This window comes from Streptomyces sp. AP-93 (genome assembly GCF_022808175.1).
Lineage (GTDB): Bacteria > Actinomycetota > Actinomycetes > Streptomycetales > Streptomycetaceae > Streptomyces.
On the sequence record NZ_JALGBX010000006.1, the window covers coordinates 295,687 to 319,681 of the forward strand.

Annotated in this window: 27 protein-coding genes and 1 pseudogene; 25 read left to right on the forward strand and 3 right to left on the reverse strand. The window is 70.5% G+C overall.

Going from position 1 to position 23,995, the window contains the following annotated elements; translation table 11 throughout:
• The first annotated feature begins 48 nt into the window (after positions 1–48).
• From MTF69_RS13040 to MTF69_RS13120, 17 genes are all read left to right on the forward strand, one after another.
• Positions 49–285: a hypothetical protein gene (locus MTF69_RS13040; protein ID WP_243333698.1), complete on the forward strand. Its 237-nt coding sequence runs from the start codon at positions 49–51 to the stop codon at positions 283–285.
• Complete coding sequence (locus MTF69_RS13045) at positions 282–500, forward strand: hypothetical protein (RefSeq protein WP_243333699.1); 219 nt, start codon at positions 282–284, stop codon at positions 498–500. The genes MTF69_RS13040 and MTF69_RS13045 overlap by 4 nt, the downstream gene beginning before the upstream one ends.
• The gene (locus MTF69_RS13050; RefSeq protein ID WP_243333700.1) at positions 490–786 is read left to right on the forward strand and encodes a hypothetical protein; all 297 of its coding nucleotides are present in this window, start codon (positions 490–492) and stop codon (positions 784–786) included. Before MTF69_RS13045 ends, MTF69_RS13050 begins: the two co-directional genes overlap by 11 nt.
• 71 nt (positions 787–857) lie before the next feature.
• Positions 858–1,181 carry a hypothetical protein gene (locus tag MTF69_RS13055; protein ID WP_243333702.1) on the forward strand — a complete coding sequence of 108 codons (324 nt, stop codon included), beginning with the start codon at positions 858–860 and terminating at the stop codon, positions 1,179–1,181.
• 15 nt (positions 1,182–1,196) lie between these two features.
• Complete coding sequence (locus MTF69_RS13060; RefSeq protein ID WP_243333705.1) at positions 1,197–1,733, forward strand: hypothetical protein; 537 nt, start codon at positions 1,197–1,199, stop codon at positions 1,731–1,733.
• 40 nt (positions 1,734–1,773) lie between these two features.
• Entirely contained in the window at positions 1,774–3,066 is a 1,293-nt protein-coding gene (locus MTF69_RS13065; protein WP_243333708.1) for a DNA cytosine methyltransferase, read from the forward strand.
• A gap of 16 nt (positions 3,067–3,082) precedes the next feature.
• Positions 3,083–3,496: a hypothetical protein gene (locus tag MTF69_RS13070; RefSeq protein ID WP_243333710.1), complete on the forward strand. Its 414-nt coding sequence runs from the start codon at positions 3,083–3,085 to the stop codon at positions 3,494–3,496.
• 15 nt (positions 3,497–3,511) lie between these two features.
• Positions 3,512–4,084: a hypothetical protein gene (locus tag MTF69_RS13075; protein WP_243333712.1), complete on the forward strand. Its 573-nt coding sequence runs from the start codon at positions 3,512–3,514 to the stop codon at positions 4,082–4,084.
• Positions 4,085–4,636: 552 nt separating this feature from the next.
• A complete protein-coding gene (locus MTF69_RS13080) occupies positions 4,637–5,443 on the forward strand; it encodes a hypothetical protein (RefSeq protein ID WP_243333714.1) in 807 nt (268 codons plus the stop codon).
• 55 nt (positions 5,444–5,498) lie between these two features.
• On the forward strand, positions 5,499–5,852 hold the full coding sequence (locus MTF69_RS13085) for a hypothetical protein (RefSeq protein ID WP_243333716.1): 354 nt from the start codon (positions 5,499–5,501) through the stop codon (positions 5,850–5,852).
• Positions 5,849–6,274 carry a hypothetical protein gene (locus tag MTF69_RS13090; protein WP_243333718.1) on the forward strand — a complete coding sequence of 142 codons (426 nt, stop codon included), beginning with the start codon at positions 5,849–5,851 and terminating at the stop codon, positions 6,272–6,274. Before MTF69_RS13085 ends, MTF69_RS13090 begins: the two co-directional genes overlap by 4 nt.
• Before the next feature lie 15 nt (positions 6,275–6,289).
• Entirely contained in the window at positions 6,290–6,526 is a 237-nt protein-coding gene (locus MTF69_RS13095) for a hypothetical protein (protein ID WP_243333720.1), read from the forward strand.
• Positions 6,523–6,738: a hypothetical protein gene (locus MTF69_RS13100; RefSeq protein ID WP_243333722.1), complete on the forward strand. Its 216-nt coding sequence runs from the start codon at positions 6,523–6,525 to the stop codon at positions 6,736–6,738. The genes MTF69_RS13095 and MTF69_RS13100 overlap by 4 nt, the downstream gene beginning before the upstream one ends.
• Before the next feature lie 13 nt (positions 6,739–6,751).
• Positions 6,752–6,907 carry a helix-turn-helix domain-containing protein gene (locus tag MTF69_RS13105; RefSeq protein ID WP_243333724.1) on the forward strand — a complete coding sequence of 52 codons (156 nt, stop codon included), beginning with the start codon at positions 6,752–6,754 and terminating at the stop codon, positions 6,905–6,907.
• Between the two features lie 294 nt (positions 6,908–7,201).
• Positions 7,202–8,251, forward strand: coding sequence for a site-specific integrase (locus MTF69_RS13110; RefSeq protein ID WP_243333726.1), 1,050 nt, complete (start codon positions 7,202–7,204; stop codon positions 8,249–8,251).
• Positions 8,252–8,561: 310 nt separating this feature from the next.
• A complete protein-coding gene (locus tag MTF69_RS13115; protein WP_243333860.1) occupies positions 8,562–9,371 on the forward strand; it encodes an RNA polymerase sigma factor in 810 nt (269 codons plus the stop codon).
• Positions 9,371–10,438 (forward strand): hypothetical protein, encoded by a 1,068-nt coding sequence (locus MTF69_RS13120; protein WP_243333727.1) that lies wholly within the window; start codon positions 9,371–9,373, stop codon positions 10,436–10,438. The genes MTF69_RS13115 and MTF69_RS13120 overlap by 1 nt, the downstream gene beginning before the upstream one ends.
• Before the next feature lie 242 nt (positions 10,439–10,680).
• Here MTF69_RS13120 and MTF69_RS13125 read toward each other — a convergent pair whose 3' ends face one another.
• Positions 10,681–11,565: a L,D-transpeptidase family protein gene (locus MTF69_RS13125; RefSeq protein WP_243333729.1), complete on the reverse strand. Its 885-nt coding sequence runs from the start codon at positions 11,563–11,565 to the stop codon at positions 10,681–10,683.
• A gap of 167 nt (positions 11,566–11,732) precedes the next feature.
• Between MTF69_RS13125 and MTF69_RS13130 the strand changes: the two genes are divergently transcribed.
• Both MTF69_RS13130 and leuE read left to right on the forward strand, forming a co-directional pair.
• Positions 11,733–13,316, forward strand: a complete 1,584-nt coding sequence (locus MTF69_RS13130; protein WP_243333731.1) for a methylmalonyl-CoA mutase — start codon at positions 11,733–11,735, stop codon at positions 13,314–13,316.
• 79 nt (positions 13,317–13,395) lie between these two features.
• A complete protein-coding gene (gene leuE, locus MTF69_RS13135; RefSeq protein ID WP_243333732.1) occupies positions 13,396–14,070 on the forward strand; it encodes a leucine efflux protein LeuE in 675 nt (224 codons plus the stop codon).
• Between the two features lie 57 nt (positions 14,071–14,127).
• Here leuE and MTF69_RS13140 read toward each other — a convergent pair whose 3' ends face one another.
• On the reverse strand, positions 14,128–15,489 hold the full coding sequence (locus MTF69_RS13140) for an alpha-2,8-polysialyltransferase family protein (RefSeq protein WP_243333734.1): 1,362 nt from the start codon (positions 15,487–15,489) through the stop codon (positions 14,128–14,130).
• Complete coding sequence (locus MTF69_RS13145) at positions 15,486–16,493, reverse strand: glycosyltransferase family 2 protein (RefSeq protein WP_243333736.1); 1,008 nt, start codon at positions 16,491–16,493, stop codon at positions 15,486–15,488. The genes MTF69_RS13140 and MTF69_RS13145 overlap by 4 nt, the downstream gene beginning before the upstream one ends.
• A 176-nt stretch (positions 16,494–16,669) precedes the next feature.
• Between MTF69_RS13145 and MTF69_RS13150 the strand changes: the two genes are divergently transcribed.
• From MTF69_RS13150 to MTF69_RS13180, 6 genes and pseudogenes are all read left to right on the forward strand, one after another.
• Positions 16,670–18,055: a DUF6716 putative glycosyltransferase gene (locus MTF69_RS13150; protein ID WP_243333737.1), complete on the forward strand. Its 1,386-nt coding sequence runs from the start codon at positions 16,670–16,672 to the stop codon at positions 18,053–18,055.
• Between the two features lie 185 nt (positions 18,056–18,240).
• Positions 18,241–18,594: pseudogene (locus MTF69_RS13160) on the forward strand (cytidylyltransferase domain-containing protein); the annotation flags it as partial.
• A 420-nt stretch (positions 18,595–19,014) separates the two neighbouring features.
• Positions 19,015–19,923: an N-acetylneuraminate synthase family protein gene (locus MTF69_RS13165; protein ID WP_243333862.1), complete on the forward strand. Its 909-nt coding sequence runs from the start codon at positions 19,015–19,017 to the stop codon at positions 19,921–19,923.
• A gap of 127 nt (positions 19,924–20,050) precedes the next feature.
• Entirely contained in the window at positions 20,051–21,205 is a 1,155-nt protein-coding gene (locus MTF69_RS13170) for a hypothetical protein (RefSeq protein ID WP_243333740.1), read from the forward strand.
• A 149-nt stretch (positions 21,206–21,354) separates the two neighbouring features.
• Positions 21,355–22,623, forward strand: coding sequence for an amidohydrolase (locus MTF69_RS13175; protein WP_243333864.1), 1,269 nt, complete (start codon positions 21,355–21,357; stop codon positions 22,621–22,623).
• A gap of 218 nt (positions 22,624–22,841) precedes the next feature.
• On the forward strand, positions 22,842–23,900 hold the full coding sequence (locus MTF69_RS13180; RefSeq protein WP_243333742.1) for a BMP family protein: 1,059 nt from the start codon (positions 22,842–22,844) through the stop codon (positions 23,898–23,900).
• The last annotated feature ends 95 nt before the right edge of the window (positions 23,901–23,995 follow it).

Consider the following 23,995-nt stretch of genomic DNA (forward strand, 5'->3'; position numbering starts at 1 on the left):
CCTCACCTGCACTTCTTGCCGCATCCGAATCCGATTGGAGACCACGAGATGACGACCGTAGCCGAGCCCGAAATGGTCAACCTGACCGTCCGCTTCGAGGTCATCGAGACCACGACCACCGACGTGGAGGCCAAAGTCGAGGTGCCCGCCGACATCGCCTACGACGACGAAGCCCTCCAGGACTGGCTTGACCAGAACGAGGGTGCCTGGATCGAGAAGCTCGATACGGACGACGCCCACGACATCACCCGCGACGTGACCGACGTGTACGGCACGGACCTGTGAAGAAGCTCGTGAAGTTCACCCTCGCCCGCACCACCCACGGTGACGTCGAGCTGGAGATAGACGTCCCGAAGGAGTTCCTCGACGACGACGGCGCAGTCTTCGACGACGCCGGCCTGTGCGACTGGATCAACGACAACGAGTCGGTGGACGAACTCGACCCTGTCTACGAGGAGATCCAGACCTCGGAAGTGGTGCGGCTCGTCCATGTCCACTGACCGCGACATCCGCATGAGCGACCGGGTCAAGCACCTGGTCGGCGATCTCAACGAGGCCATCGAGACGATGCGCCAGGAGCCCGAGCCGGGCCGTACCTGGTCCTGGGAAGACGAGCACGTTGCCGGGCTGAACCTGGCCGACGTTGCCGAAGCGCTGATTCTCGCGCTCCCCACCGCCATCTGGCCGGCCGCCTGGTTCAAGGAACAGCCGAAGGCCGCGCGCGCCCCTCTGAGCGCCTACGAGCAGCAGCTCGTCACCGAGCTCATTACTCAGCTCGACCTCTGACCCCACACATCAAGTCAGCGCCCGCCCCGCGCGTCGAAGGACACGGGGCGGGCGCCCGCCAAGGGACACCCATGAGCACGATGACCTGCCGCGACTGCGGCATCGGCCCGTATGGGGCCCAGCCCTCCGGCCTCTTCCTCTGCGATCACTGCGGCCACCTCCTCGACCTCGACACGGCCTGGTTCGATCCCGCCGAAGTAGTCGTCGTGGACACGGACGGCACCCTGCTGCACTTCCTCAGCCCGCACGCATGCCTGTCCTGGATGGACGACATCCGCGACCTCCCCACGGGCGACTGGGCCCTCGCGATGGAGGCCCTCGGCCAGTTCAAGCGCGCGGCCAAGGAACTCGAAGCCGCCCTCCGTGCCGGCCTGCCCTACACCACCCCCGCCTGACCGACGGAGACCTCCATGACCCACCACGCCACGTACGCGTTCCCCGAGGGAGACCTCCACGTCACGGTCCTCCCAGCCAAGACGGCGGAGGAGACCTGGGGAAGCGAGCGGGTGCGCCCCGTGTACTCCCGCCTGGCCATCAGCTCCTCGACCGACGAGGACGAGCCCGGCTTCCTGAAGATCCGAGGCCGGTACTACCGCGTCGGGTCCAGGCGCATCCGATCCCTGGACCAGCAGGTCAGCAGGCTGGGCCGCTGGCGCTGGGACTCCCCGCGGTGCAGCAGCGGGCAGTACACCAACGCCGAGGGCAAGGAACTCGGCAGCAGTACGGCCGCAGACCGGCGCCTTGACCAGATGGTCGAGGAGGCTGCCGACCGGTTCGAGGCGCAGCATCCGCATTGGCGCCGGATCAGCGAGCGCCTGGAGCTCGAAGACGACCTCCGCAACGCCGAGGCGCACCGCGGACAGGTCTGCGACGAGCTGCGCAAGGCCGACGCGAAGATCACAGACCTCCACGCCCGGATAGCCGCCTACGCCGAGGGAACGCCGTGATCACCCTCGCCCCATCCGTCAACGTCATGGGCGTGGCCTGATGTCCCTGACCCGCCTCGACACCGCCGGAGCGCTTGGCGTCCCCGACGACCTGGACCTCTCCGGCAAGACGCCGGAAGAACTCGCGGAGATCGCCGCGCCTTGGCCCGTCCACTGGCTCTTCCCCCCGAAGCCAGGGGACCCCGACCGAGTCGTCAATCTCTTCGCCGGACCTGGAGGCTGGGATGTCGGCGTACGGGACGTCCTGCGGCACGAACTCGACACCGTGGGCGTCGAGATGCACAAGGGAGCTTCGGAAACCGCCTGCGCAGCAGGGTTCCGGCGCATCATCGCCGACGTCCGCTCCCTTGACCCGAAGCACCTGGCGCTGCGCTGGGTACGCGGGCTGATCGTCTCCGCGCCCTGCCAGTGCTGGTCACCGGCTGGCAAGCGCGCCGGACTCGACCCCCGCAATCAGGAACTGCTGCTCGACATCTTCACGGCGGCGTTCGAGGCCACCTTCGGCCACTGGCACGACAGCGCAGACTGCGACGCCTGCGAGGTGGAGGACATCTGCCTCATCTGCAACAACCCCGACTGGGACGGCTACGCGGGGTTCACCGGCCCCCTGCTCACCCTGGACGAGGTCCGCGCCCCGATCGCCGACATGACGGACGAGCGAATCGGCCTTGTCGCCGAGGTGCTGATCTGGGCGCTCACCCTCACCGCCCAGTGGGACAACCTCCGTTGGCTGGCCATGGAGCAGAGCTCGGCCCTGCCCGAGCTCATCCTCGACGGACTGCGCGAAGAACTGTGGTCGGCGGACTGGTGCAGCGCCGAGTACCGCGTCCTCGACGCCGTGGACTACGGCCTCGCCTCCCGGCGCAAGCGCGTGTTCCTCATGGCGGCCCGCCACGCCTACGTCGACATGGACGCCCTCACACCCAAGGCGCCCATGCCGACCACCACCGCCGCCCAGGCCCTCGGCTGGCCCGAAGGCATCCGCGTCAATACGCGAGGGGTCCGGAAGACGGCGGGCGGGAACTGCTGGTCGGCGGACAAGCCCGCGACCGGCATCACCAGCAAGATCCGCGGCTGGTACTGGGAGAACAACAGGGACAGGACGTTCAGCCTCGACGAGGCCGCGCTCTTGGTGGGCTTCCGCCCCGGCTACCCATGGACCGGCTCCCGGTCGAGCTGCACGCAACAGATCGGCGACGTCGTCGCCCCACCGATGAGCGCCGTCGTCATCGGCAGCCTCCTCTCCCAGCACTGGGAGGACCACCTCCGCCGGTACCTCGCCGACATCTACACCCCCACCCCTGCCGAGCCCGTTCACGTGCTCGCCGCCTGAGCACCCGAGAGAGACCATGCACGCGAACCTCCTGCTCATGCAGTACGCCCGCAGCCCCCTTGACTGCCCCGTCTGTGAGGCCGACAGGCTCACCTCTATGGCCGACGCCCGCGCCGGCGTCTGCATCGCCTCCGGCGTCGCGATCGAGGATATTGACCCCGCCTCCGGATACGACCACTCCCGACGCGGATACGACCGCGTCCGAGCCTCCTGGATCGACCTGATCCGCCAGCACGGCGCCAGCGAGTTCTACGAGATACCCGACGTCGCCAAGGTCCGCGCTCTGTGGGCCGAGAAGCGACCGGAGTTCGTCGAGGGCGACGACTGGCTGACCGAAGCCTTCGAGGCCCACCGCCAGTTCATCACCGCCCTCGGTCGGCCGTGCCGCCGTACGTCCTGCGACATCCACTTCCCCGCCCCGACCCTCTGACCCGTACGGAGAACCATGACCGAGGCCATCGCCACCACCAACGACGGCCGCTTCCGCGTCCGCCTGGTCCCCGACGAGGACGCCCGCAACCCACGTGAGGACTTCGACCACCTGGCGCACGTGATTACCATCGACACCCACCTCGGCCAGTACGTCCCCGTCGACAAGAGCGGCGGTCCCCTGGCCGAAGCGTGGGAGCGCGTGAGCTGGAACCGGTGGAAGGGCATCGAGACCTTCACCCGCTGGGCCCGGATCTTCCACAACGCGATCGTCATCGAGTCCCGGCCGGCACGAGGACCCGTGTCCCTCTGGTACCTGATGCGCGAGGACGCCGAAGACCTCGGCATGCTGCCCGAGGCGTACCTCGACGCCGAGCGCGCCGAGTACCAGGCGTGGGCCGAGGGAGACGTGTACGGCTACATCGTCGAAGAGGTCGTCGACTGGCTGCGCGCCGACGACCAGGGCGCCATCATGTCCACCTGGGAAGAGATAGACGCCTGCTGGGGCCACTACGGATTCGACTGGGCGGTCACCGTGGCCAAGCAGGCCCTCGCACTGCACGTCGGTCGGCGGCAGGTCCCCGCGTGAAGGCCGGGGTGGACTACGTCTGGTGCGGACCCTGCGGTCGAGGACTCCTGTACGCCGTCCCGAGCGGGGAGTTTTCCTGCTCCAGCTGCGGATCAGACATCGACGCCGCCCTCGACCTGTGGCTGGACCCCGGCCACACGTGGGGTGTCGACTCCTGCGGGCGGCTCTACGGTCGGCCCGCGCAGGATGCCCAGTGAAGCATCTCCTCCGGCTTCGCCCCGAGGGTCGCCTCCAGTGCACCCGATGCAGGGCTGCCTTCCTGACCCAAGGCGGCGGGGACCGTTCCCGTACCGACTGTCCTGGCGAGCACGTCGCGCACGGGGTCATCGGCCAGCGTGAGCACATCGTGTATCCGACCTGGTCGAGGGACTCTTCTTGTGGCGGGTGGGGATGCCCAGAACCCGACCCCTCTCACACCTGGCACGGGCCCGATCCGTACTGCGACGAGCCCGGCTGCTCGCTCTGTCTCCACCACTGTGACTGCGACGTCTGCCGTGGCTGTGTTCGAGCGCCAGGTCTCTACCGCCTTATCGACAGCAGGGAAATCTGAAGATGAAGATGAAGATCGCACTGAAGGCTGGCCAGAGAGTCCGCGCCACCGGCCGGGATACCCGAGGGATCACCGTTACTCGCGAGGGCTACCTCGTGGCCGATCCTCAGGTGAAGACTGCGGCATGGGACGGTCCGCGCCGCCAGGTCTTCCGGCTACACGTCGATGCGAACCCCGGCGCGCAGCCCAGCCGACAGAACTGGGTCTCTGTCCTGTCGGACGCCGACGTGGACCTCCTTGGGGACCAGGAGCGCCCCATCGCCCTGATAGGACTGGCCGGCGCTGCTGGTTCAGGCAAGGACACCGCAGCCAAGGCCCTCGTTGAGATCGGCTGGCAACGCCGCGCCTTCGCTGACAAGGTCAAGGACTTCCTGTACGCCGTCAACCCGTGGACCGTGGACGACGAGATCAACGGGAGCTTCCCACTCGCCGACGAGGTTGACCGATACGGCTGGAGCTACGCCAAGTCGGCCCACCCTGAAGTGCGGGCGTACCTCCAGAGGTGCGGTACTGAGGCCGGCAGAAACGTTCTCGGCGCGAACGTCTGGGTCGACGCCTTGTTCGGCGACGCCGCGACCTGGGGCCCCACGGTCATCACTGACGTCCGATTCCCCAACGAAGCCGCGGAGATCGTTCGCCGGGGTGGCTTCGTGATCAACATCGTGAGGCCCGGCCAGCAGCTGATCGTGCCCTCGGACCACGTCAGCGAAAACGCGCTCACGGGCTGGCCCTTCGAGGACGTCCTGATCAACGACGGCACAGAGGCGGAGCTGGGCACTCAGCTGAGGCTCCTCATGCAGCGAATGTAAGAGTTGAACTGATGAGGTGATTGTAATAGTGTTCTCGCCAGAAGGAGGGGACGCAGTGACCAACAACCCCATCAACAACCCTGCCGTTCTCGATGAGCTGCCGGTCGGCACCGAGATTCGAGATGCTGACGGCGACGCGGGATTCAAGGCCCAAGGTGGCGGCTGGCAAGTCATCGGCTACACCTGGGCCTTGGACTCCGACTGGTTCAGATTCCCCGTCGAGGTGGTCGAACCCACCTCGGAGACGGCGGAACTCGTGGCGGATCTCACCGGTCCGTTGACGATGCCGGCATTGAGGAGCGAACTGCGCAGCGTCGTCGCCGACATCCGCTCCGGCGCGGCGGCCGGCGCCCTGCCTGAAGTCTTGGGCCGCCTTGAGCGGCTCCTCGCGCCAGCAGGGCGCCTATGAGGATCACCCCGCGCCGCGAGGAAGTCGACGCGGTGAAGGCGGTCCTGGAAGACCCCGACTTCGACAACGCCGACCAGATGGCAAAGGCCTTGATCAAGGAGATCGGGTCCATCCTCCAGATGCGCGACTGGGTGGCCCTTGTCCACACATGGAGCGACGGTCACCGCGGCCTGAACTTCGCCCCCTTCGGTAACGAGTCCGAGGCCAAGAGCTTCGCCTCCAAGATGGCCTTCGGCGGTACGGGGCGCATCGTCCCGCTGCACAGCCCCGGCGTGATGCTCGCCAATCATGACGGCAAGAAGTGGAAGGGCTACTGCCAGCACGACGAGTGCGGCCACGCCCCCTTCGCCCACTCGGCGGCCTCCGCCGCCCGGGGTGCCTGCCAGATACCCACCTGCCCCTGCGACGGGTTCCAGAAATAGGAACAGGAGAACGAGATGACCATCAGAACCATCGACTTCAGGGCCTGCCCCTGCGGATCAAAGCGGGCCTACCCCGATCCGCGAGCCGCCGAGCGAGCCCTTGGCAAGGCTCAGGCCAAGCGGCGCGGTGTGGCCGAACGTCGAGGGACCGGTCGCGGGATCACCTTCGAGAACCGCTACTACGAATGCGAGCACGGCATGTACCACCTGACATCCCTCTCCCGCGCGGAGTACTCCGGAGTCGCCGCTTGAAGGCCAGGGAGACGGCATTGAAGAACGGCTGGGGCTGGGTCCTCGGCATCAGCGGGCAAGAGTGCCGGGTGTACTCGCGCCCTGTCCAGCAGCCCCCGGCGGTTGATCCGGCGGAGATGCTCGGACGGGTCGCGAAGCTGCTCGGCGTCGACGACCCGGCCCAGATTGGGGCTGCCATTCGCAGGCTTCAGGGGGACCAGCATGAGCGGTGATACGCCTCCCCTCATGTCTCTCGATGAGGTCGCGACATATTTGGCGAAGCCGAAGAGCTGGGTGTATGCAAATTGGCGCAGTCAGGGAATTCCATTTAAGAAAGTCGGCAACGGTCTTCGTTGTCGACGGGGAGACCTGAGTGATTGGCTCGACCGGCAAATTATTTAGCGATTCCGTCGCGTCGGGTGAAATGATGCAAGCCGGGCCTGCTCGGGTTAACGAAAAGGAGGGGCATGAGTGTCCAAGAGGGGTAACGGCCTGGGAGGTTCGCCGGTGGAGATACCGCGACGTGGCAGGTCAAACACTTGGGGCGTGCGGACGCCCCTTCACTACGACCCAACTCAGGGGAAGAAGGTGCGCTTCTGGATCGGGCGCGAGTATGCAACGAAAACGGAGGCCAGTCGAGCGCTTAGCAGATGGCTGACGGATCACGAGGCAGGGACTATCGCGCCACGGTCGGAAATGAAACTCGGCGAATGGATGGATAAGTGGTTCGTCAGCCATCGGGTTGAAGACACCACGCGCTCAGCGTACGAAACTAAGATCCGGTTGCACATAAAGCCGCACCTGGGGTCGAAGAAGCTCAAGGATGTCACCGATGACGACCTCGACGCCCTGTATCGGATGCTGGAGACGGCGCCGTGCCCCTCGAACAAGGGGAATCCGCTCGGCGCCAAGTCCGTTCGGCACGTCCACAACATCCTGTCGGGTGCGTTCGAGGCCGCGGTCACGAAGAAGCTGATCCCGGTCAATCCGGCGGCCACAGCCAATCCGCCCACCGTCCGGCAGATCAAGGCCCAGCAGCGCAGGTATGTGACGCTCGACGATGCCAGTTCGGCCCGGTTCCTTGAGGACATCTGGACCCGGTGTGGACAGCGAGGCTGCGGACCCCTGCACTTCTGCACCCGTGATGCACCCCTGTGGACGACGTACACGGCGACTGGTGTCCGGCGCAGCGAGGCTCTGGGGATGAAGTGGGACCTCGTCCACTGGGAAGACTGCGCCATCGAATTGGAATGGGTCGTAGTCGAGGTGGGCAACAAGAGCGTCCTGCGCCGCCTTACCAAGGACGGAGACGACAACGCGATCATCTACGTCGACCAAGCGCTGATGGGGGTGCTCAAGGTGCAGCAGGAGCGCCAGGAGATGTGGAGGGAGAGGCTCGGCCCGCTGTGGGAAGACAACGACCTGATCTTCGCGCGGGACGGATACATGCTCTATAAGGGCGGGATCACGCCCGGCCGGGCACAGGACGCCGGCCAGGTCAGTGCCCGGTGGCGAAGCACCAGGCGGCGGCTGGATCTCCCCGAGAGGTTCCGTATCCACGACTGGCGGCACAGCAAGGTCACGAACGACCTGGAGGCGGGGGAGAACCCCGTGGAGGTTTCCGCGAACGTGAGGCATCACTCACCCGGCTACACGATGGCCCAGTACGGTAAGCGTCGAGTAGAGGGGGCGCGCAAGCTGGCCTCGGGGACGGCGCAGCGCATCGGTCTGGGACGGATCGGATGAGTCGCTAGACGCGTTGGTTACGCGGTTGGTCACAGAGGCGAGCAGCGCCCGACATATTGCCTGGTCAGAGGGCGGAAATAGGGGAGGGCGACCGAGGCCGCCACCCCCCACAGGAGAGGCCCCGGCCGCCATCCGTCGCGGACTCGTGCGACAAGCCCGCACCCCTGTCAGCGTCCTCGGTGCGTTTTGTGTCACACCCCGCTCCGCGCAGGGCTGGTTGCACGTTGTACAACTCGTGGACGAAGGTGCTTGAAAGCCGTAACGTGCTGATTTGCGCCACACAAACGGGACTGTGAACGGGTTGGGGATTTTGCTGGGGGACGACGCGGAGCTGACCACCGCGGTGCTCGCGGCACAAGACGGCGACGAGCTCGCGTTCCGTTCTGTGTACCGCGCCGTGCACCCGCGCCTGCTCGGATACGTCCGCACCCTCGTCGGCGACGGCGACGCGGAGGACGTCACCTCCGAAGCCTGGCTGCAGATCGCCCGCGACCTCGACTCCTTCACCGGCGACGCCGACCGCTTCCGCGGCTGGGCCGCCCGCATCGCCCGCAACCGCGCCCTGGACCACATCCGGATGCGCGGGCGCCGCCCTGCCGTCGGCGGGGACGAGACCGAGCTGACGGGCCACGCCGCCGAGTCCGACACCGCCGGCGAGGCCATGGAGTCCCTCTCCACCTGCCGCACCATGGAACTCATAGCCCAGCTCCCGCAGGACCAGGCCGAGGCGGTCGTCCTGCGGGTGGTCGTCGGACTGGACGCCAAGAGCGCCGCCGAGACCCTGGGCAAGCGACCCGGCGCGGTACGCACCGCCGCGCACCGGGGCCTGAAGAAGCTCGCCGAGCTGCTCCACGCCGACGAGGACTTCGAACCGGATTCCGGCCCGGATTCCGGCCCCGAGTCCGGCCCCGGGTCCGGCCCCGGGTCCGGCGCCGGCTCCGCCGTGGGCGTCGGCTCCGGACGCCGGCGCGGCCTCGGCGATAATGACGCGAGTCGCGCACGGGGCGCCGGGGACGGGCGGGACCTCGACGCCGTACCGGCGCAGCGGGCCCGCGCCGCGGGCCTCGTAGAACAAACCGGTGTGACGCATTCACGTTGGCGGACGCAGAAGGACATGTGATGGCCGACGAGCGCGACAGGTGGCTGGACAAAGCCGCGGCGGACAGACTGCTGCGCGGAGAACCGGCCGCACCTGGCGCCGAGCACCATGCCCGGGCCCGGTCCGAGCGGCTGCGCGCCGCCCTCGAAGCACTCGCCGAGCCGCCGCCCGCGGCCTCGGGCGGGCTCCCGGGGGAACTGCGCGGAGAAGCCGCCGCGGTCGCCGCGTTCCGCGCGCGCGGCTCCGTACTCCAGGCGGAACCCCAGACGCGGTCTCCGGACGCCGCGCTGTTCGGCTCCGCGGACACGGTGGTCGAGCTCGGCCCGCCCGCCGGCCCGGCCGGACAGCGTTCCCGGCGCGGCCGGCCGGTCCGCTTCGCCCTCGCGGCCGCGGTGGCGAGCGTCGCCGTGGGCGGCCTGGCCGCCGCCGCGGGCACCGGACTGCTGGACCGCGACGCCCGGGACTCCGCCGGCGGGGTGCCGGCCGTCTCGGTGTCGGTCGGCTCCTCCTCCGGGGCTTCGGGGGACGGCGGGTACGCGACACCCTTCGCGCCGCTGCGCACCACCGAGCCGCAGGGCGGCGAGGGCCCGAGCGGCAGCCCGAGCCCGGGCAACACCCCGGGCACGGATGGACGTACGACGACGGGACCCGACGGCGTCGCCGGCGCGATCGGCGGCACCGGCACGGAACCGTCCGCGAACGGGTCGGCCGGCAGCAGGGACGGCCGCGACCGCTCCCTCCAGGGCGGCACCGACGGCAAGACGACCGGACCCGGCGACCGCGACCGGGACCGGGACCGGGAGGGCCGCACCGGACCGGTGGAGCTGTGCCGGGACTACCGGTCGGGGCGGATCGACGAGGCCGGCCGCGAGAAGCTCGTGCGCCTGGCCAAGGGGCTGTTGCGGGTCCCGCGCTACTGCCAGGTGGTGCTCGACGTGGCCACGGGCGGGGGATCGGGCGCGGACGCGCCGGGCTCGCCGCCGGGCCCGGGCTCCTCCCCGGGGGCGGAGTCCCCGTCGCGCTCGCTGGAACTGGTCCCGGCCGGGACGGCTCCGCCGAAGCTCCCGGACGCGGGCAGTCACCGCTGAGGACCGGGTACCGGACACTGGCCTGAAACGGTTCGAACCCCCGCTGTAACACTTTTCGAACCGGTGGCGCAGTACATAACGAGCCGACTGGTCATCGGCGCGCATGAGCCGGGGTTCCCCCCGTACCCCTGGGCTCTGCGCAACCGGCGCGGGCGGGATTCGTTCCCCCGATCCCGCCCGCGCCCTCAACTTCCGACCGTGGACGCCCGCACCGGACGTCCCTGCTCCCGGCCGCCGGCGGGTCACCAGTAGACGACGACCTTGTCGCCGACCTTCACCGCGTCGAACAGCGTCGCCAGCCTGGCCTTGTCCCGGACGTTCACGCAGCCGTGCGAGGCGCCGGCGTATCCGCGGGCGGCGAAGTCGGCCGAGTAGTGCACGGCCTGGCCCCCGTTGAAGAACATCGAGTACGGCATCGGCGTGTGGTAGATCGTCGACGTCCAGTCCTTGGCCTTCCACTCCACCTTGAACTCGCCCTCGCGGGTCGGGGTCTTCTCCGAGCCGAAGCGCACGTCCAGCGTGGAGACGATCTTTCCGTCGATCATCCAGGCGAGGGTGCGGCTCTCCTTGCTGATGCACATCACCCGGCCCGTCATGCAGCGCGCGTCGGGCGCGTCCGGCTCGTTGACGGTCGGCGGGCGCAGCTCGGCGGCCGTCGGCTTCTTGGTGGCGTTCTGGATCTTCTTCCAGGTGGGCTCGTCCACACCGCCGGTGGCGGACAGGCCGTTCTTCGACTGGAAGGACTTGACCGCCGCGGTCGTCTTCGAACCGTAGAAACCGGTCGGAGCGACCGACATCAGCTTGAGCTGGCGCAGCCGGGCCTGCAGTTCGCGGACCAGCTCGCTGTCGTGGCCGTTCGCCATGATCTGCCTCACGGTCGGCGAAGGCGATGCGGAGGCGGAAGGCGACGGCGACGCGGACGGGGACGGGGAGGCCGACGGCGAGGCGTCGCCCGGCTTTGCGTCCGTGGACGGCGAGGCGTCGGGAGAGGCGACCGCCGTGGGCGATGCGGGCGCGGAAGAACCGGAGCCCGTGGACTCCGTCTTCTGCGGACCGCAGGCGGTCGCGGCGAGCGCGACGGCGGTGGCCAGGCCCAGGGCACGAACTATTACTCTCTGGCGGTGCATTGCGGTCCCCCGATTTCTACGTGTGTATCTAGGTGATGCGACGTGGGCGTGGTCAGTTGCAGGGACGGCCGCGATGTTGCGCCATTGTGACCAGCGGCCGCCGCGCGGCCGCCGCGGGGACGTTTTATCAGCCCCGAGCCCCTCGGATCCACGAAGGAGCGCGTCACATGGAGCGGCACACCGAGAGCGGGATCCCGATCGCGCCCGTATACCGCCGGGGCGACCTCGCCGGCTGGGACCCCGCGACCGACCTGGGGGAGCCGGGGGAGTACCCGTACACCCGGGGCGTCTACCCGACGATGTACACCGCACGGCCCTGGACCATGCGCCAGTACGCCGGGTTCGGTACGGCCGCCGAGTCCAACGCCCGCTACCGGCAGCTCATCGCGGGCGGCGCCGCCGGGCTGTCCGTGGCCTTCGACCTGCCCACCCAGATGGGTCACGACTCCGACGCCCCGCTCGCGCGCGGCGAGGTCGGGAAGGTGGGCGTCGCGATCGACTCGGTCGAGGACATGCGGGTGCTGTTCGACGGGATCCCGCTCGACCGGGTGTCCACGTCGATGACGATCAACGCGCCGGCCGCGCTGCTGCTCCTGCTCTACCAACTGGTCGCCGAGGAGCAGGGGATCGAGCCCGGCCTGCTGACCGGCACGGTCCAGAACGACGTCCTGAAGGAATACATCGCACGGGGGACCTACATCTTCCCGCCCGGCGCCTCCCTGAGGTTGACGGCCGACGTCTTCCGCTACTGCCGGGCCGAGCTCCCCCGCTGGAACACCATCTCCATCTCCGGCTACCACATGGCCGAGGCCGGGGCCTCGCCCGCGCAGGAGATCGCCTTCACGCTGGCCGACGCGATCGCGTACGTACGCACCGCGCTGGCCGCCGGGATGGAGGTCGACGCGTTCGCGCCCCGGCTGTCGTTCTTCTTCGTCGCCCGCACCACCCTCCTGGAGGAGGTCGCGAAGTTCCGCGCGGCCCGCCGGATCTGGGCCCGCGTCATGCGCGAGGAGTTCGGGGCCCGGGACCCCAAGTCGCTGATGCTGCGCTTCCACACCCAGACGGCAGGGGTGCAGCTGACGGCGCAGCAGCCGGAGCTCAACCTGGTGCGCGTCGCCGTGCAGGGGCTGGCCGCCGTGCTGGGCGGCACCCAGTCGCTGCACACCAACTCCTTCGACGAGGCGATCGCGCTGCCCACCGAGAAGTCGGCCCGCCTCGCGCTGCGGACCCAGCAGGTGCTGGCGTACGAGACGGACGTGCCGCACACCGTCGACCCCTTCGCGGGGTCCTACGCGGTGGAGCGGATGACGGACGAGGTGGAGGCGGCGGCGCTCGACCTGATGGCGCGGGTCGAGGCGATGGGCGGGGCGGTGGCCGCGATCGAGGCGGGCTTCCAGAAGGAGGAGATCGAGCGGAACGCGTACCGGATCGCCCGGGAGACCGAGAGCGGCGAGCGCGTGGTGGTCGGGGTCAACCGCTTCGCGCTGGACGAGGAGGAGCCGTACGAGCCGCTGCGGGTGGATCCGGCGATCGAGGACCGGCAGCGGGCGGCGCTGGCCGCGCTGCGGGCGGGGCGCGACGGTGCGGCGGTGGAGGAGGCGCTGGCGGCGCTCCGGGAGGCGGCGGCGGGCACGGAGAACGTGCTCTATCCGATGCGGGAGGCGCTGCGGGCCAGGGCCACGGTGGGGGAGGTGTGCGGGGCGCTGCGGGAGGTGTGGGGGACGTACGTGCCGGCTGATTCCGGCTGGTGACCGTGGCTGATCGCGAAGTGGTCCCAGTCCGTGAAATGCAGTGGCGCGACAGGTGTGTCCTCATGGGACACTCCTGCACATGCTGGGTGTCACAGATCTTCCGACGTATCTCGCCGGCCTGGTGCTGATCATTTTGCTGCCGGGGCCGAACTCGCTCTACGTGCTCTCCGTCGCCGCGCGCGGCGGGGTCCGCCAGGGGTACCGGGCCGCCGCCGGCGTGTTCACCGGAGACGCCCTGCTCATGACCCTGGCCGCGGTCGGAGCCGGGGCGCTGCTGCAGACCAGCCCGATCGTGTTCGGCGTCGTCAAACTGCTCGGCGCCGGATACCTGACCTGGCTCGCCATCGGCATGCTGCGGGGCGCGTGGACCATGTGGCGCGCCCGCCGCGAGCGCGCCGGGGCCGGCGAGGCCGCCCCGGAGGCGAGCGCGGCCGCCGCCGGGGTGAAGGCCGGCGACACCGAGCGGCCCTACCGGCGGGCGCTGCTGATCAGCGTGTTCAACCCGAAGGCCATCCTCTTCCTGATGTCCTTCTTCGTGCAGTTCGTGGACACGGCCTACGCCTACCCGGCGCTGTCCTTCCTGCTGCTGGGCAGCCTGATGCAGATCGCCAGCTTCCTCTACCTGACCACGCTGATCTTCGGCGGGAACCGCCTGGCCGCCGCCTTCCGGCGCCGCAAGCGGCTCGCAGCCGGGGCCAGCTCGGCTGCGGGCGTGCTGTTCCTGGGCTTCGCGGCGAAGCTCGCCGTGAGCTGATCCGGCCTCGCGGCGCCGGGCGCTGCGGGCGAGCCCGCCGCGGTCGGCCGACCGCGGTCAGCCGACCGCCCTGCGCAGCAGCCGGGCCACCCGGCGGGCCGCGCGGCTGCGGGGCAGGAAGGACAGCTGCGCCGGGATGCCGCCGGGCAGGCCCAGGGTGGTCAGGCGGCCGCGGCTGAAGTAGCGCCAGGTGTCCGGGGTCAGGTTCGAGGCCAGCCAGCGCTCGGCCTGCGTGCGGCGCTCCGCGAGGATCTTGGGCTGCATGGTGAAGCCCACCGCCGTGACCAGGCCCGCCAGCTCGGCCGCCACCCGTTCGGGCCCCGGCGGGGTCCAGGAGCGTACGGCCGCGGGGTCCGCGAGGTCGGGCAGCAGGGCGTCGGCCAGCACGAGCGGGATCCGGTTGCTGTTCGGGTACGGGGACAGGCGCGCCAGTACGGCTCCCGTGCCGGTCCGGGCCACCGGGAGCCCGTACAGGGTGGCGGCGGTCAGCAGTCCCGTGGAGAAGCAGCCGACGACCAGGGCCGGGCGCAGCCGCTCGTAGAGGGTCTCGGCGAGCACCGGGGCGGTCAGCACGGTGAGCCGGACGCCGAGCCGCGCGGCCTCCTCCTCCGCCCGCCGGGAGTAGGCGGCGGGGGCGCTGGGGTGCGGTTTGAAGACCATCTCGCGGTGGCCCAGCGCGTGCGCGCCGCGGACCATCTCCACGTGCAGTTGCTCCTCCTCGTCGGCCGGCACCAGGTCGAGGGCGGAGAGGTACTGGCCCAGCAGGAGCGCGGGGCCCCCGGCGCCCGCGCCGGCCGGCTCCGGCGGCAGCTCCACCGCCGTCTGGACCGCCGCTTCGAGCTCGCCGATGACCTTGAGGAAGGCGGCGGCCGGGATCGCCTCGGCCCGTACGCCGAACTCGGTCAGCAGCAGCGGCTCCAGGCCCGGTACGAGGTCCAGGTGCAGCACCCGCCGTACGCGCATCCCGAGCCCGGGGTCGAGGCGGAAGCGGGTCGGACCGTAGCTCATCAGCCCGTCGGCGTAGACCTCCATGGCCGCCCCGGGGAAGAGCCGGCACAGGCTCTGGGCGGGCGGCACCTGGAGCGATTCCACGATCAGCTCGATGCGGTCGGTGCCCAGGCCCCAGAAGGAGCGCAACTGCCGCTCCCACAGCGGGACGTCTTCGGGGCGCGGGCTCCAGGTGCTGGGGTGCTGCGGGGCGATGACGGCGTTCCAGTCGAGGACCTCGTCGAAACGGGTGCTCAGGGAGGCGAAGCCGGGTGCGGCGGTCAGGCCCGGGGTGACCTCGGCGGTGACGGAGTGGTTGCTGGTCAGCAGGATCCGGCGGCCGGCGGGCGGGAAGAGGTCCGCGTCGAGGGCGGCGGCGAGGGTGGCCGTGCCGTAGAGGGTGGAGGCCAGGAAGATCTGGGTGACGTTCACGCCGTCACCCCGGCGGGCGCGGCGGGGGTCGCGGGGGCGGATCCGGCCGCGGCGCGCCGGCGGAGCCGGCGGAGCAGGGCCGCGCGGTCGGCGTCCATCGAGTCCAGGGTCTGGTCCAGGAGCTGCTGCGGCATTCTGCCGAGTGCGGCCGTGCTCATCGAGCGGAGTTTTCTGGCCACGGGTGGTTCGAACCTTTCGATGGACCCGACGTGGTGCGCGATAATTGCACAGTATGTTCGGACGGCCTTCGGGAGGAGGAGCCCGGATTCCCGGTCGGCGGCCGTTTCGGTCAGCACCTGATCGAATGCCCGAATGAAATCGAGCTGCCGCTCGTCTCCGATTTGCGTCAGCGAGGTCGCCACCCCGCGACGGTAGAAGATTCCGGGCAGACCGACCGGGGCGAAGGACGCCGCCTCCCGGTGCAGCCGCCAGATCCACGGCCGGTCCTCCGCCGTCCGCAGGCCGTCCGTGAAGTGCAGCAGCCCGCGGTCCAGCAGCCGCCGGTGGTACATCCCCGCCCAGGCGTACGGATAGTCCACCGAGGTCGCGCGGGAGACGGGCAGGATTCCGGTGCGCGGATCGGCCACCACCGACTCCGGCCCGTAGGGGACGCGCTGGACGATGCGCGTCCTGCCCGTGCACTGGACGTGGTCGGTACGGACGAAATCGCATTTCAGGGCTTCGATGGCGGCCAGGGTCCGGGCCAGGTGGCCCGGCGCCAGCCAGTCGTCGCCGTCCATGAAGGCGATGTACTCGCCGCGGGCCGCGTCCAGACCGGTGTTCCGCGCCGTCGCGAGACCGCCGTTGCGCTCGTGTCTGAGGTGCACGGCGCCGGGCAGCTCGCGGGCCGCCCGCTCCAGGAGGGCGGGCGTCCCGTCCGTGGAGCGGTCGTCGACGAGCAGGAACTCGAAATCGTCCCGAGCGTTGAGTTCGAGGCTTTTCAGGGCATCCGGCGCATACGTCTGCACGTTGAAGAACGGCACGACAACAGAGAGCTTGAGCACTAGCGAGACATTAGGGCGCAGTTCGGCATTGACCGTGGCCCGGACGCGGATTCCATGTGAACGACGCACGGCGGGAGCGTTAACCCGCACGCTTTCGCATTGAGTCGACGGGTTGTTAACCCGCTGTTGTGCGTTCGTTGGGCCGATCACCGAAAAGCCGGAATAACTTCTGCCGGGTGCCAGCAAGCAACCGCGCCCTCCGTGTGGCCGTACTCGCCGATTCCGACACCCGCTGGAAATGGGGAGCGCTCACCGCGCGCCGTCTCGCCCCGGAGCCGGACTCCGTCCGCCTGACCGGGTACCTGCTCCGCGGCCGGGCCACGCCCACCGCGCGCCAGCTCGGCGAAGTCGGGGTCACGGCGGACCGGCTCACCGAAGTCACCTGCGCGCAGTTCCTCGCCGAACTGACGGCGCCGGAGCGGGAGCCCTACGACGTGATCGTCCTCGCCCTGGTCGGCGGCGCCGTCCAGGCCGTCCTGCACGGAGCCCGGGCCCTGTGGCCGGAGCCGGCCGCCCGGCCGGCGTTCGTCACCGGGTACGTCGGAGTCGTCTACGAGAAACTCGCCGACGGCCTGCTGCTGCGCCACGGGGCCGACCTGGTCCTCGCCAACTCCCGCCACGACGCGGAGCGGTTCCGCGCGGTCTACGAGGGGGTCGGCGCCGATGCCGGGGCCGTCGTGGAGAGCGCCCTGCCCTTCCTCGCACCGGACGGCGGGCCGTCGTACGAGCCCGTGGGGGCCACGGCCCACCGGGTGGTCTTCGCGGTCCAGCCGTCCGTGCCCGACAGCCGGGCGGACCGCGCGTACCTGCTGCGCCGCGCCGCCGAACACGCCCGGCTGCACCCCGGGCGCGAGGTGCTGGTCAAACTGCGCAGCCGCCCGGGGGAGCACACCACGCACCTGGAGGAGCTCCCGTACCAGCGCCTCGCGGAGCAGCTCCCCGGCGGCCTCCCCTCCAACTGCCGTCTGGTGTACGGGAACATGGGCGAGGTCCTGGACACCACGGACCTGCTGGTCACCGTCTCCTCCACGGCGGCCCTGGAATCCCTCCACCGGGGCATCCCGACGGCCGTCCTGACCGACCTCGGTGTCCGCGAGATCCTCGGCAACCACCACTTCCTGGGCTCCGGCTGCATGGCCTCCTGGACCCAGCTCGACGCGGGTCTGCTCCCGAAGGCCGACCCGGACTGGCTGGCGGCCCAGGGCGTGGGCAGCCGTGCAACCGGACTGCCCGGACCGGCCGGCGTGCACGACCCCGACGAGCCATACGACCCCTACGCCGCCGCGCGGGCACGCCTCACGGAGCTGCTGGGCGCCGGACCGCTCCCGGCCGTGGCGCCCTACTACACGCAGGACACCGCGCCGGGGTACCTGCCCGGGATCCTGGCCAGACACCATCTCGGCCCCGACGGGCGCCCCTTGCCCGGCGTCGCCCGGACCGGCGCCGGAGGGTCCCGGCTGCGCCGCCGGCTCCGCGCCCACCTGCGCGAAGCCGCCCGCGGCGCCTACCGCCACGGCGTCCAGCGCGTCGCGCCGGTGATCCGCCGCCTGGGGGAGCTGTGAGCCCCCGCCCGGCCGGAGCCGGTGTGCCCGCCGCAGGGGGCACCTCGACCGCGACCGCGGCAGTCGCTACTGCCACCGCCACCTCGGCCGTTGCCATCGCCACCTCGGCCGTCGCCGTCGCCACCGCCACCGCCGTCGCCACCGCCACCGTCCGTGAGGCCCGCACCGTGCCCAGGGTGCTCGCCGTGATCCCCGCACGCGGGGGGTCCAAGGGCGTGCCCGGGAAGAACCTGGCCGACGTCGGCGGGATGCCGCTCGTGGTCCGGGCCGTCCGGGCCTGCCTGGGGGCCGCGACCGTCACCGACGTCCTCGTGTCCACCGACTCCGAGGCCATCGGCGACGCCGCCCGCGGAGCCGGGGCCGTGGTGCTGCGGCGCCCCGCCGGGATCTCCGGGGACACCGCCACGAGCGAGGCCGCCGTGCTGCACGCGCTCGACTCCTTCGAGGAGCTGCACTCCGTCACCGTCGACGTGGTCCTCCTCGTCCAGTGCACCAGCCCCTTCGTCACCGCCTCCGACGTGGAGTCCGTCGCCGCCGCCGTCGCGTCCGGCGCCGCCGACTCCGCGCTCACCGCGGCCGCCTTCCACGGCTTCCTCTGGCGGGCGGCTCCCGACGGCTCCGGGACCGGGGTCAACCACGACACCTCGTACCGGCCCCGCCGCCAGGACCGCCCCCAGGACCTCCTGGAGACCGGCGCCGCCTACGCCATGGACGCCGCCGGCTTCCGGACGGCCCGCCACCGCTTCTTCGGGCGGACCGTCCCGGTCGCCACCGATCCGGCGCGGGTCCTGGAGATCGACGATCCCCACGACCTGGCCCGCGCCCGCGCCCTCGTACCCGTACTCGCCCCCGTGGCCCCACCGGCCCCCGCACCCGTCCCCACCCCGCTCCACACCCCAGTGCCCGCACCCGCGCCCGCACCTCCTCGTACACCCCACGCTCCGAAGGACAGCCCTGCCATGACGGTCACCCCCACCCCCCGCCTCCGGACCTTCGGCTCCCGCATCGCCGGCCCCGGCCACCCCGTCTACGTCGTCGGCGAGATCGGCATCAACCACAACGGCGAGCTCGGCAACGCCCTCGCCCTCATCGACGCCGCCGCCGAAGCCGGCTGCGACGCCGTGAAGTTCCAGAAGCGCACCCCCGAGATCTGCACCCCCCGCGACCAGTGGGACATCGAGCGCGACACCCCCTGGGGCCGGATGACCTACATCGACTACCGCCACCGCGTGGAGTTCGGCGAGGACGAGTACCGCGCCATCGACGAGCACTGTGCCAAGCGCGGCATCGACTGGTTCGCCTCCCCGTGGGACACCGAGGCCGTCGCCTTCCTGGAGAAGTTCGACGTCCCCGCCCACAAGGTCGCCTCCGCCTCGCTGACCGACGACGAGCTGCTGCGCGCCCTGCGCGCCACCGGCCGCACCGTCGTCCTCTCCACCGGCATGTCCACCCCGAGGCAGATCCGGCACGCGGTGGAGGTGCTCGGCAGCGACAACATCCTGCTCTGCCACGCCACTTCGACGTACCCGGCCAAGGCCGAGGAGCTCAACCTGCGGGTGATCAACACCCTCCAGGAGGAGTACCCGAACGTCCCGATCGGCTACTCCGGCCACGAGACGGGCCTGCAGACCACCCTGGCCGCCGTCGCGCTGGGCGCCACCTTCGTCGAGCGCCACATCACCCTCGACCGCGCGATGTGGGGCTCCGACCAGGCCGCCTCCGTCGAGCCGGGCGGCCTGACCCGCCTGGTCCGCGACATCCGCACGATCGAGACTGCGCTGGGGGACGGGGTGAAGCGGGTGTACGAGTCCGAGCTCGGCCCGATGAAGAAGCTCCGCCGCGTCCAGGGGGAGCTCGCCGCGGTCTGATTTTTCACGCACCCCTCGCACCGCTCGGCCCTGGCGGGCCTCCCGGGCTTCGGCGCGCTGCGCCGGACTCCGTCCGGCGTGCCGCCGGCCGCACCGTTCCCATCCACCCTCTGACGAGGAGCACGTGGTGACCCCCTCAGCCCCCGCCCCGACCCTGGCCTTCGTCGAAAGCCCGGTCCAGCTCCTCAACGTCCTGGAGTGGGCGCACGCCCAAGGCGCCGGCCGGCTCCTCGGAGTCGTCCCGCGCCAGCCGGCCCGCGGCGGCGGGACCGAGCCGGGGCCGGCCGGGCCGGGCTCGGTCGAGGGCCTGCGGATCGTGGTGCTCCCGCCCACCGACCCCATGTCCCGGGGGCAGCTGCGCCGGATGGCGGGGCTGGCCCGGGACGAGGGGCACGAGGTGCGGTGGCAGGAGGCCCGCGGCGGCCGGTTCGCGCCGTTCAAAGCCTTCGCCGCGCTCGCGCGGGAGGTACGGGCGGCCGAGCGGGTGGTGATAGGGGATCCGTTCTCCCGCTACGTGCAGCTCCTGCTCACCCTCGTCCGGGCCGAGGAGCTCGTCGTGGTCGACGACGGCACCGCGACCATGGAGTTCGTCGCCCAGACGGCCCGCGGCGAGCGCCTCGTACGCTGGCACCGGGTCGGCGGCGGAGGGCTCCCGGGCCGGCTGCGCGAGCTGGCGTACGCGCCGGTCTCGGCGACGGCCCGGCGGCGCTTCACCCCGGGCCAGGGCGGCCGCCGCCGCATCGAGGTGTTCAGCTCGATGCCGGTCACCGCGCACGGCGGGATGACCGTACGGCTCAACGACTTCGCGTGGACCCGGGCCCGCTTCGGCCCGCCCCGCCTGACCAAGGGCACCGACCTGGTGGGGACCTCACTGGTGGAGACGGGCGTGGTCGACCCGGACCGCTACCTGGAGGCGGTGCGCGCCCTGACCCTGGAACACGGGGCCACCCGCTACTTCGCCCACCGCCGGGAATCCCCGGAGAAGCTGCGCGCCCTGAGCGAGGCGACCGGGCTGGAGATCGTACGTCCCGACCTGCCGCTGGAGCTGATCGCCAGGCGGGGCCCGGTCGGCCGTACGATCGTCAGCTTTCCTTCCACGGTCGTCCACACCCTGCCCTACGCGCTGATCGGCACCGGCGTGACCGTGGCCGTATGCGATGTCGATCCGAGCTGGCTCACCGCGTCGGCCTCGGAGCGGGCCCGCGGTTTCCTCGCCGGGGTCACCGACACCGCCCGTGATGTGCACAGACTTCCTGCTCAGACGGCTTCGGCGGCCGGATGAGTGCATGAGTGAGCGCGCGAGTTTACCCGCGGCTTCATCCGGTCATGCGTCCAGAGGCCGGGTTTCTTTCCCCTAACGGCATGAACTTTTGGTGATCTCCAGCCAGTTGACCCATGGGTGGGCCTACCCTTAAACGGGTGAACCAGTTGATGTCCCGCGAGTCCCAGACCGCCCTGCCCGGCACGCCCGACCGGCCCGAGCTGCCCGGCAAGCTTCCGGACCACCTGCGTGCCGAACTGATCGCCTTCCGCCGGGACTTGCACATGCATCCCGAGCTAGGACACCAGGAGTTCCGCACCACGGCGGCGATCAAGGCCCGGCTGGAGAAAGCGGGCCTGCGCCCGAGGGTGCTGAAGTCGGGCACCGGACTCATCTGTGACGTGGGGACCTGGGACGGCGTACGGCCGATGCTGGCCCTGCGCGCGGACATCGACGCCCTGCCCATCCCGGATGCCAAGACGCACGTCTCGTACCGCTCGACCGTCCCGGACCGCGCCCACGCCTGCGGCCACGACGTGCACACCGCCGTCGTGCTCGGCGCCGGTCTCGTCCTCGCCGAGCTCGACCGCCGCGGCGAGCTGCCCCGCCCGGTGCGGCTGCTCTTCCAGCCCGCCGAGGAGGTGCTGCCCGGCGGCGCCACCGAGGCGATCGACTCCGGGGTGCTGGACGGCGTGGGCAAGATCATCGCCCTGCACTGCGACCCCCGGGTCGACGCCGGCCGGATCGGCCTGCGCACCGGGCCCATCACCTCGGCCTGCGACCGGCTGGAGGTCACCCTCGACGGGCCCGGCGGGCACACCGCCCGTCCGCACCTGACCACCGACCTGGTGACGGCGGCCGCCCGGCTCGCCCTCGACCTGCCGGCCCTGCTGACCAAGCGGATGGACGCCCGCTCCGGCATGTCGGTCACCTGGGGCCGGATCGAGGCCGGCCACGCCTGCAACGTCATCCCGATGCACGCGGAACTGTCCGGAACCGTTCGCTGCCTGGACCTGGCCTCCTGGCACGAGGCCCCCGACCAGATCCACGCGATCATCGACGAGATCGCCTCGATGCACCGCGCCAAGTCGGAGATCACCTACGTGCGCGGCGTCCCCCCGGTCGTCAACGACCCGGTGGTCACCGAACTGCTGCGCGAGGCGATGAGCGCCCGGTGCGGGGCCGACTCGGTCGAGGACACCGAGCAGAGCCTGGGCGGCGAGGACTTCTCCTGGTACCTGGAGCACGTCCCCGGAGCCATGGCGCGCCTGGGTGTCCGTACGCCCGGGGACACCGCGAAGCGGGATCTGCACCGGGGGGATTTCGACGTGGACGAGGCCGCGATCGGGGTCGGCGTGGAGTTCTTCACGGCCGCGGTGCTGCTCGACGGCCGCCCCCTCGAAGGGCGACGCGCCAGGCTCGCGGGGTCCGCAGGCTAGGAATCCGTACAACATCGGTGGATGATCCGGCGGGAACGTCCAGCCCTTGGTACGCAAGGGCTGGGCGAGTCGCGAGTTACCGGCCGGTCACTGTCTGGTTCACGACGATCCGATAACGACTCATGAACGGGCCTTTAACTGACATCTACGCGCGTTACGATCGCGGCGAAACCAGCGCCGGTCGTGGCGCTTCGGTCAGGTTTTGAAGGAGCCTCCCCTTGCGCCGGATCACTCGGATCGCCACCGTGGGCATCGCGTCCGCAGCGCTCGCCCTCTCGGCCACCGCCTGTGGCGGTAAGAAGTCCTCGGACTCGTCTTCGTCCGCCTCCACCTCCTCGGAGGGGTCCGCCGCCATCGCGTACGACATCGGTGGCCGCGGCGACCAGTCGTTCAACGACGCCGCCTACGCGGGCCTCTCGAAGGCCGAGACGGACCTCAAGGTCAAGGGCGCCGAGGCGGAGCCCACCGATGGCGAGGGCGAGGCCGACAAGGTCCAGCGCCTCACCGAGCTGGCCCGCAAGGGCAACAACCCGGTCATCGGCGTCGGCTTCGCCTACGCGCCGGCCATCAAGAAGGTCGCCGAGAAGTTCCCGAACACCACGTTCGGCATCATCGACGACACCTCGGTGACCGCGAAGAACATCGCCAACCTCGTCTTCAACGAGGAGCAGGGCTCCTACCTGGCCGGCGTCGCCGCCGCCAAGGCGTCCAAGACCGGCACGGTCGGCTTCATCGGCGGTGTCGAGGTTCCGCTGATCAAGAAGTTCGAGGCGGGCTTCGCCCAGGGCGTCAAGGACACCAACCCGAACGCCAAGGTGCTCACCCAGTACCTGACCCAGCCGCCGAACTTCGACGGCTTCGCCAAGCCCGACCTGGGCAAGGCCGCGGCCGAGGGCCAGCTCGACAAGGGCGCCGACGTGATCTACTCGGCCGCCGGTCTGGCCGGCTCCGGTGCCATCGAGGCCGCCGCCGCCAAGGGCAAGTGGTCCATTGGCGTCGACTCCGACCAGTACAACCAGGCCGGTCTGTCGAAGTACAAGGAATTCATCCTGACCTCGGTCACCAAGGATGTCGCCGACTCCGTCTACAACCTGATCAAGTCGGTCAAGGACGGCAAGCCCGAGTCCGGCGAGGTCCGCTACGGCCTGGACAAGGACGGCGTCGGCCTGGCCGACTCCAACCCGAAGTACAAGGAGATGACTGACGTCGTCGCCGCGGTCGAGAAGGCCAAGGCCGACATCATCGCCAAGAAGATCGAGGTCAAGACCGCGCCGTAAGGCCTGGTCCGACCCGCTGCACACGTGATACCCGGGGTCCGGGAAGCGGTCTCATCGCTCCCGGGCCCCGGCCCGTGTCACGTGGTTTCATGTGA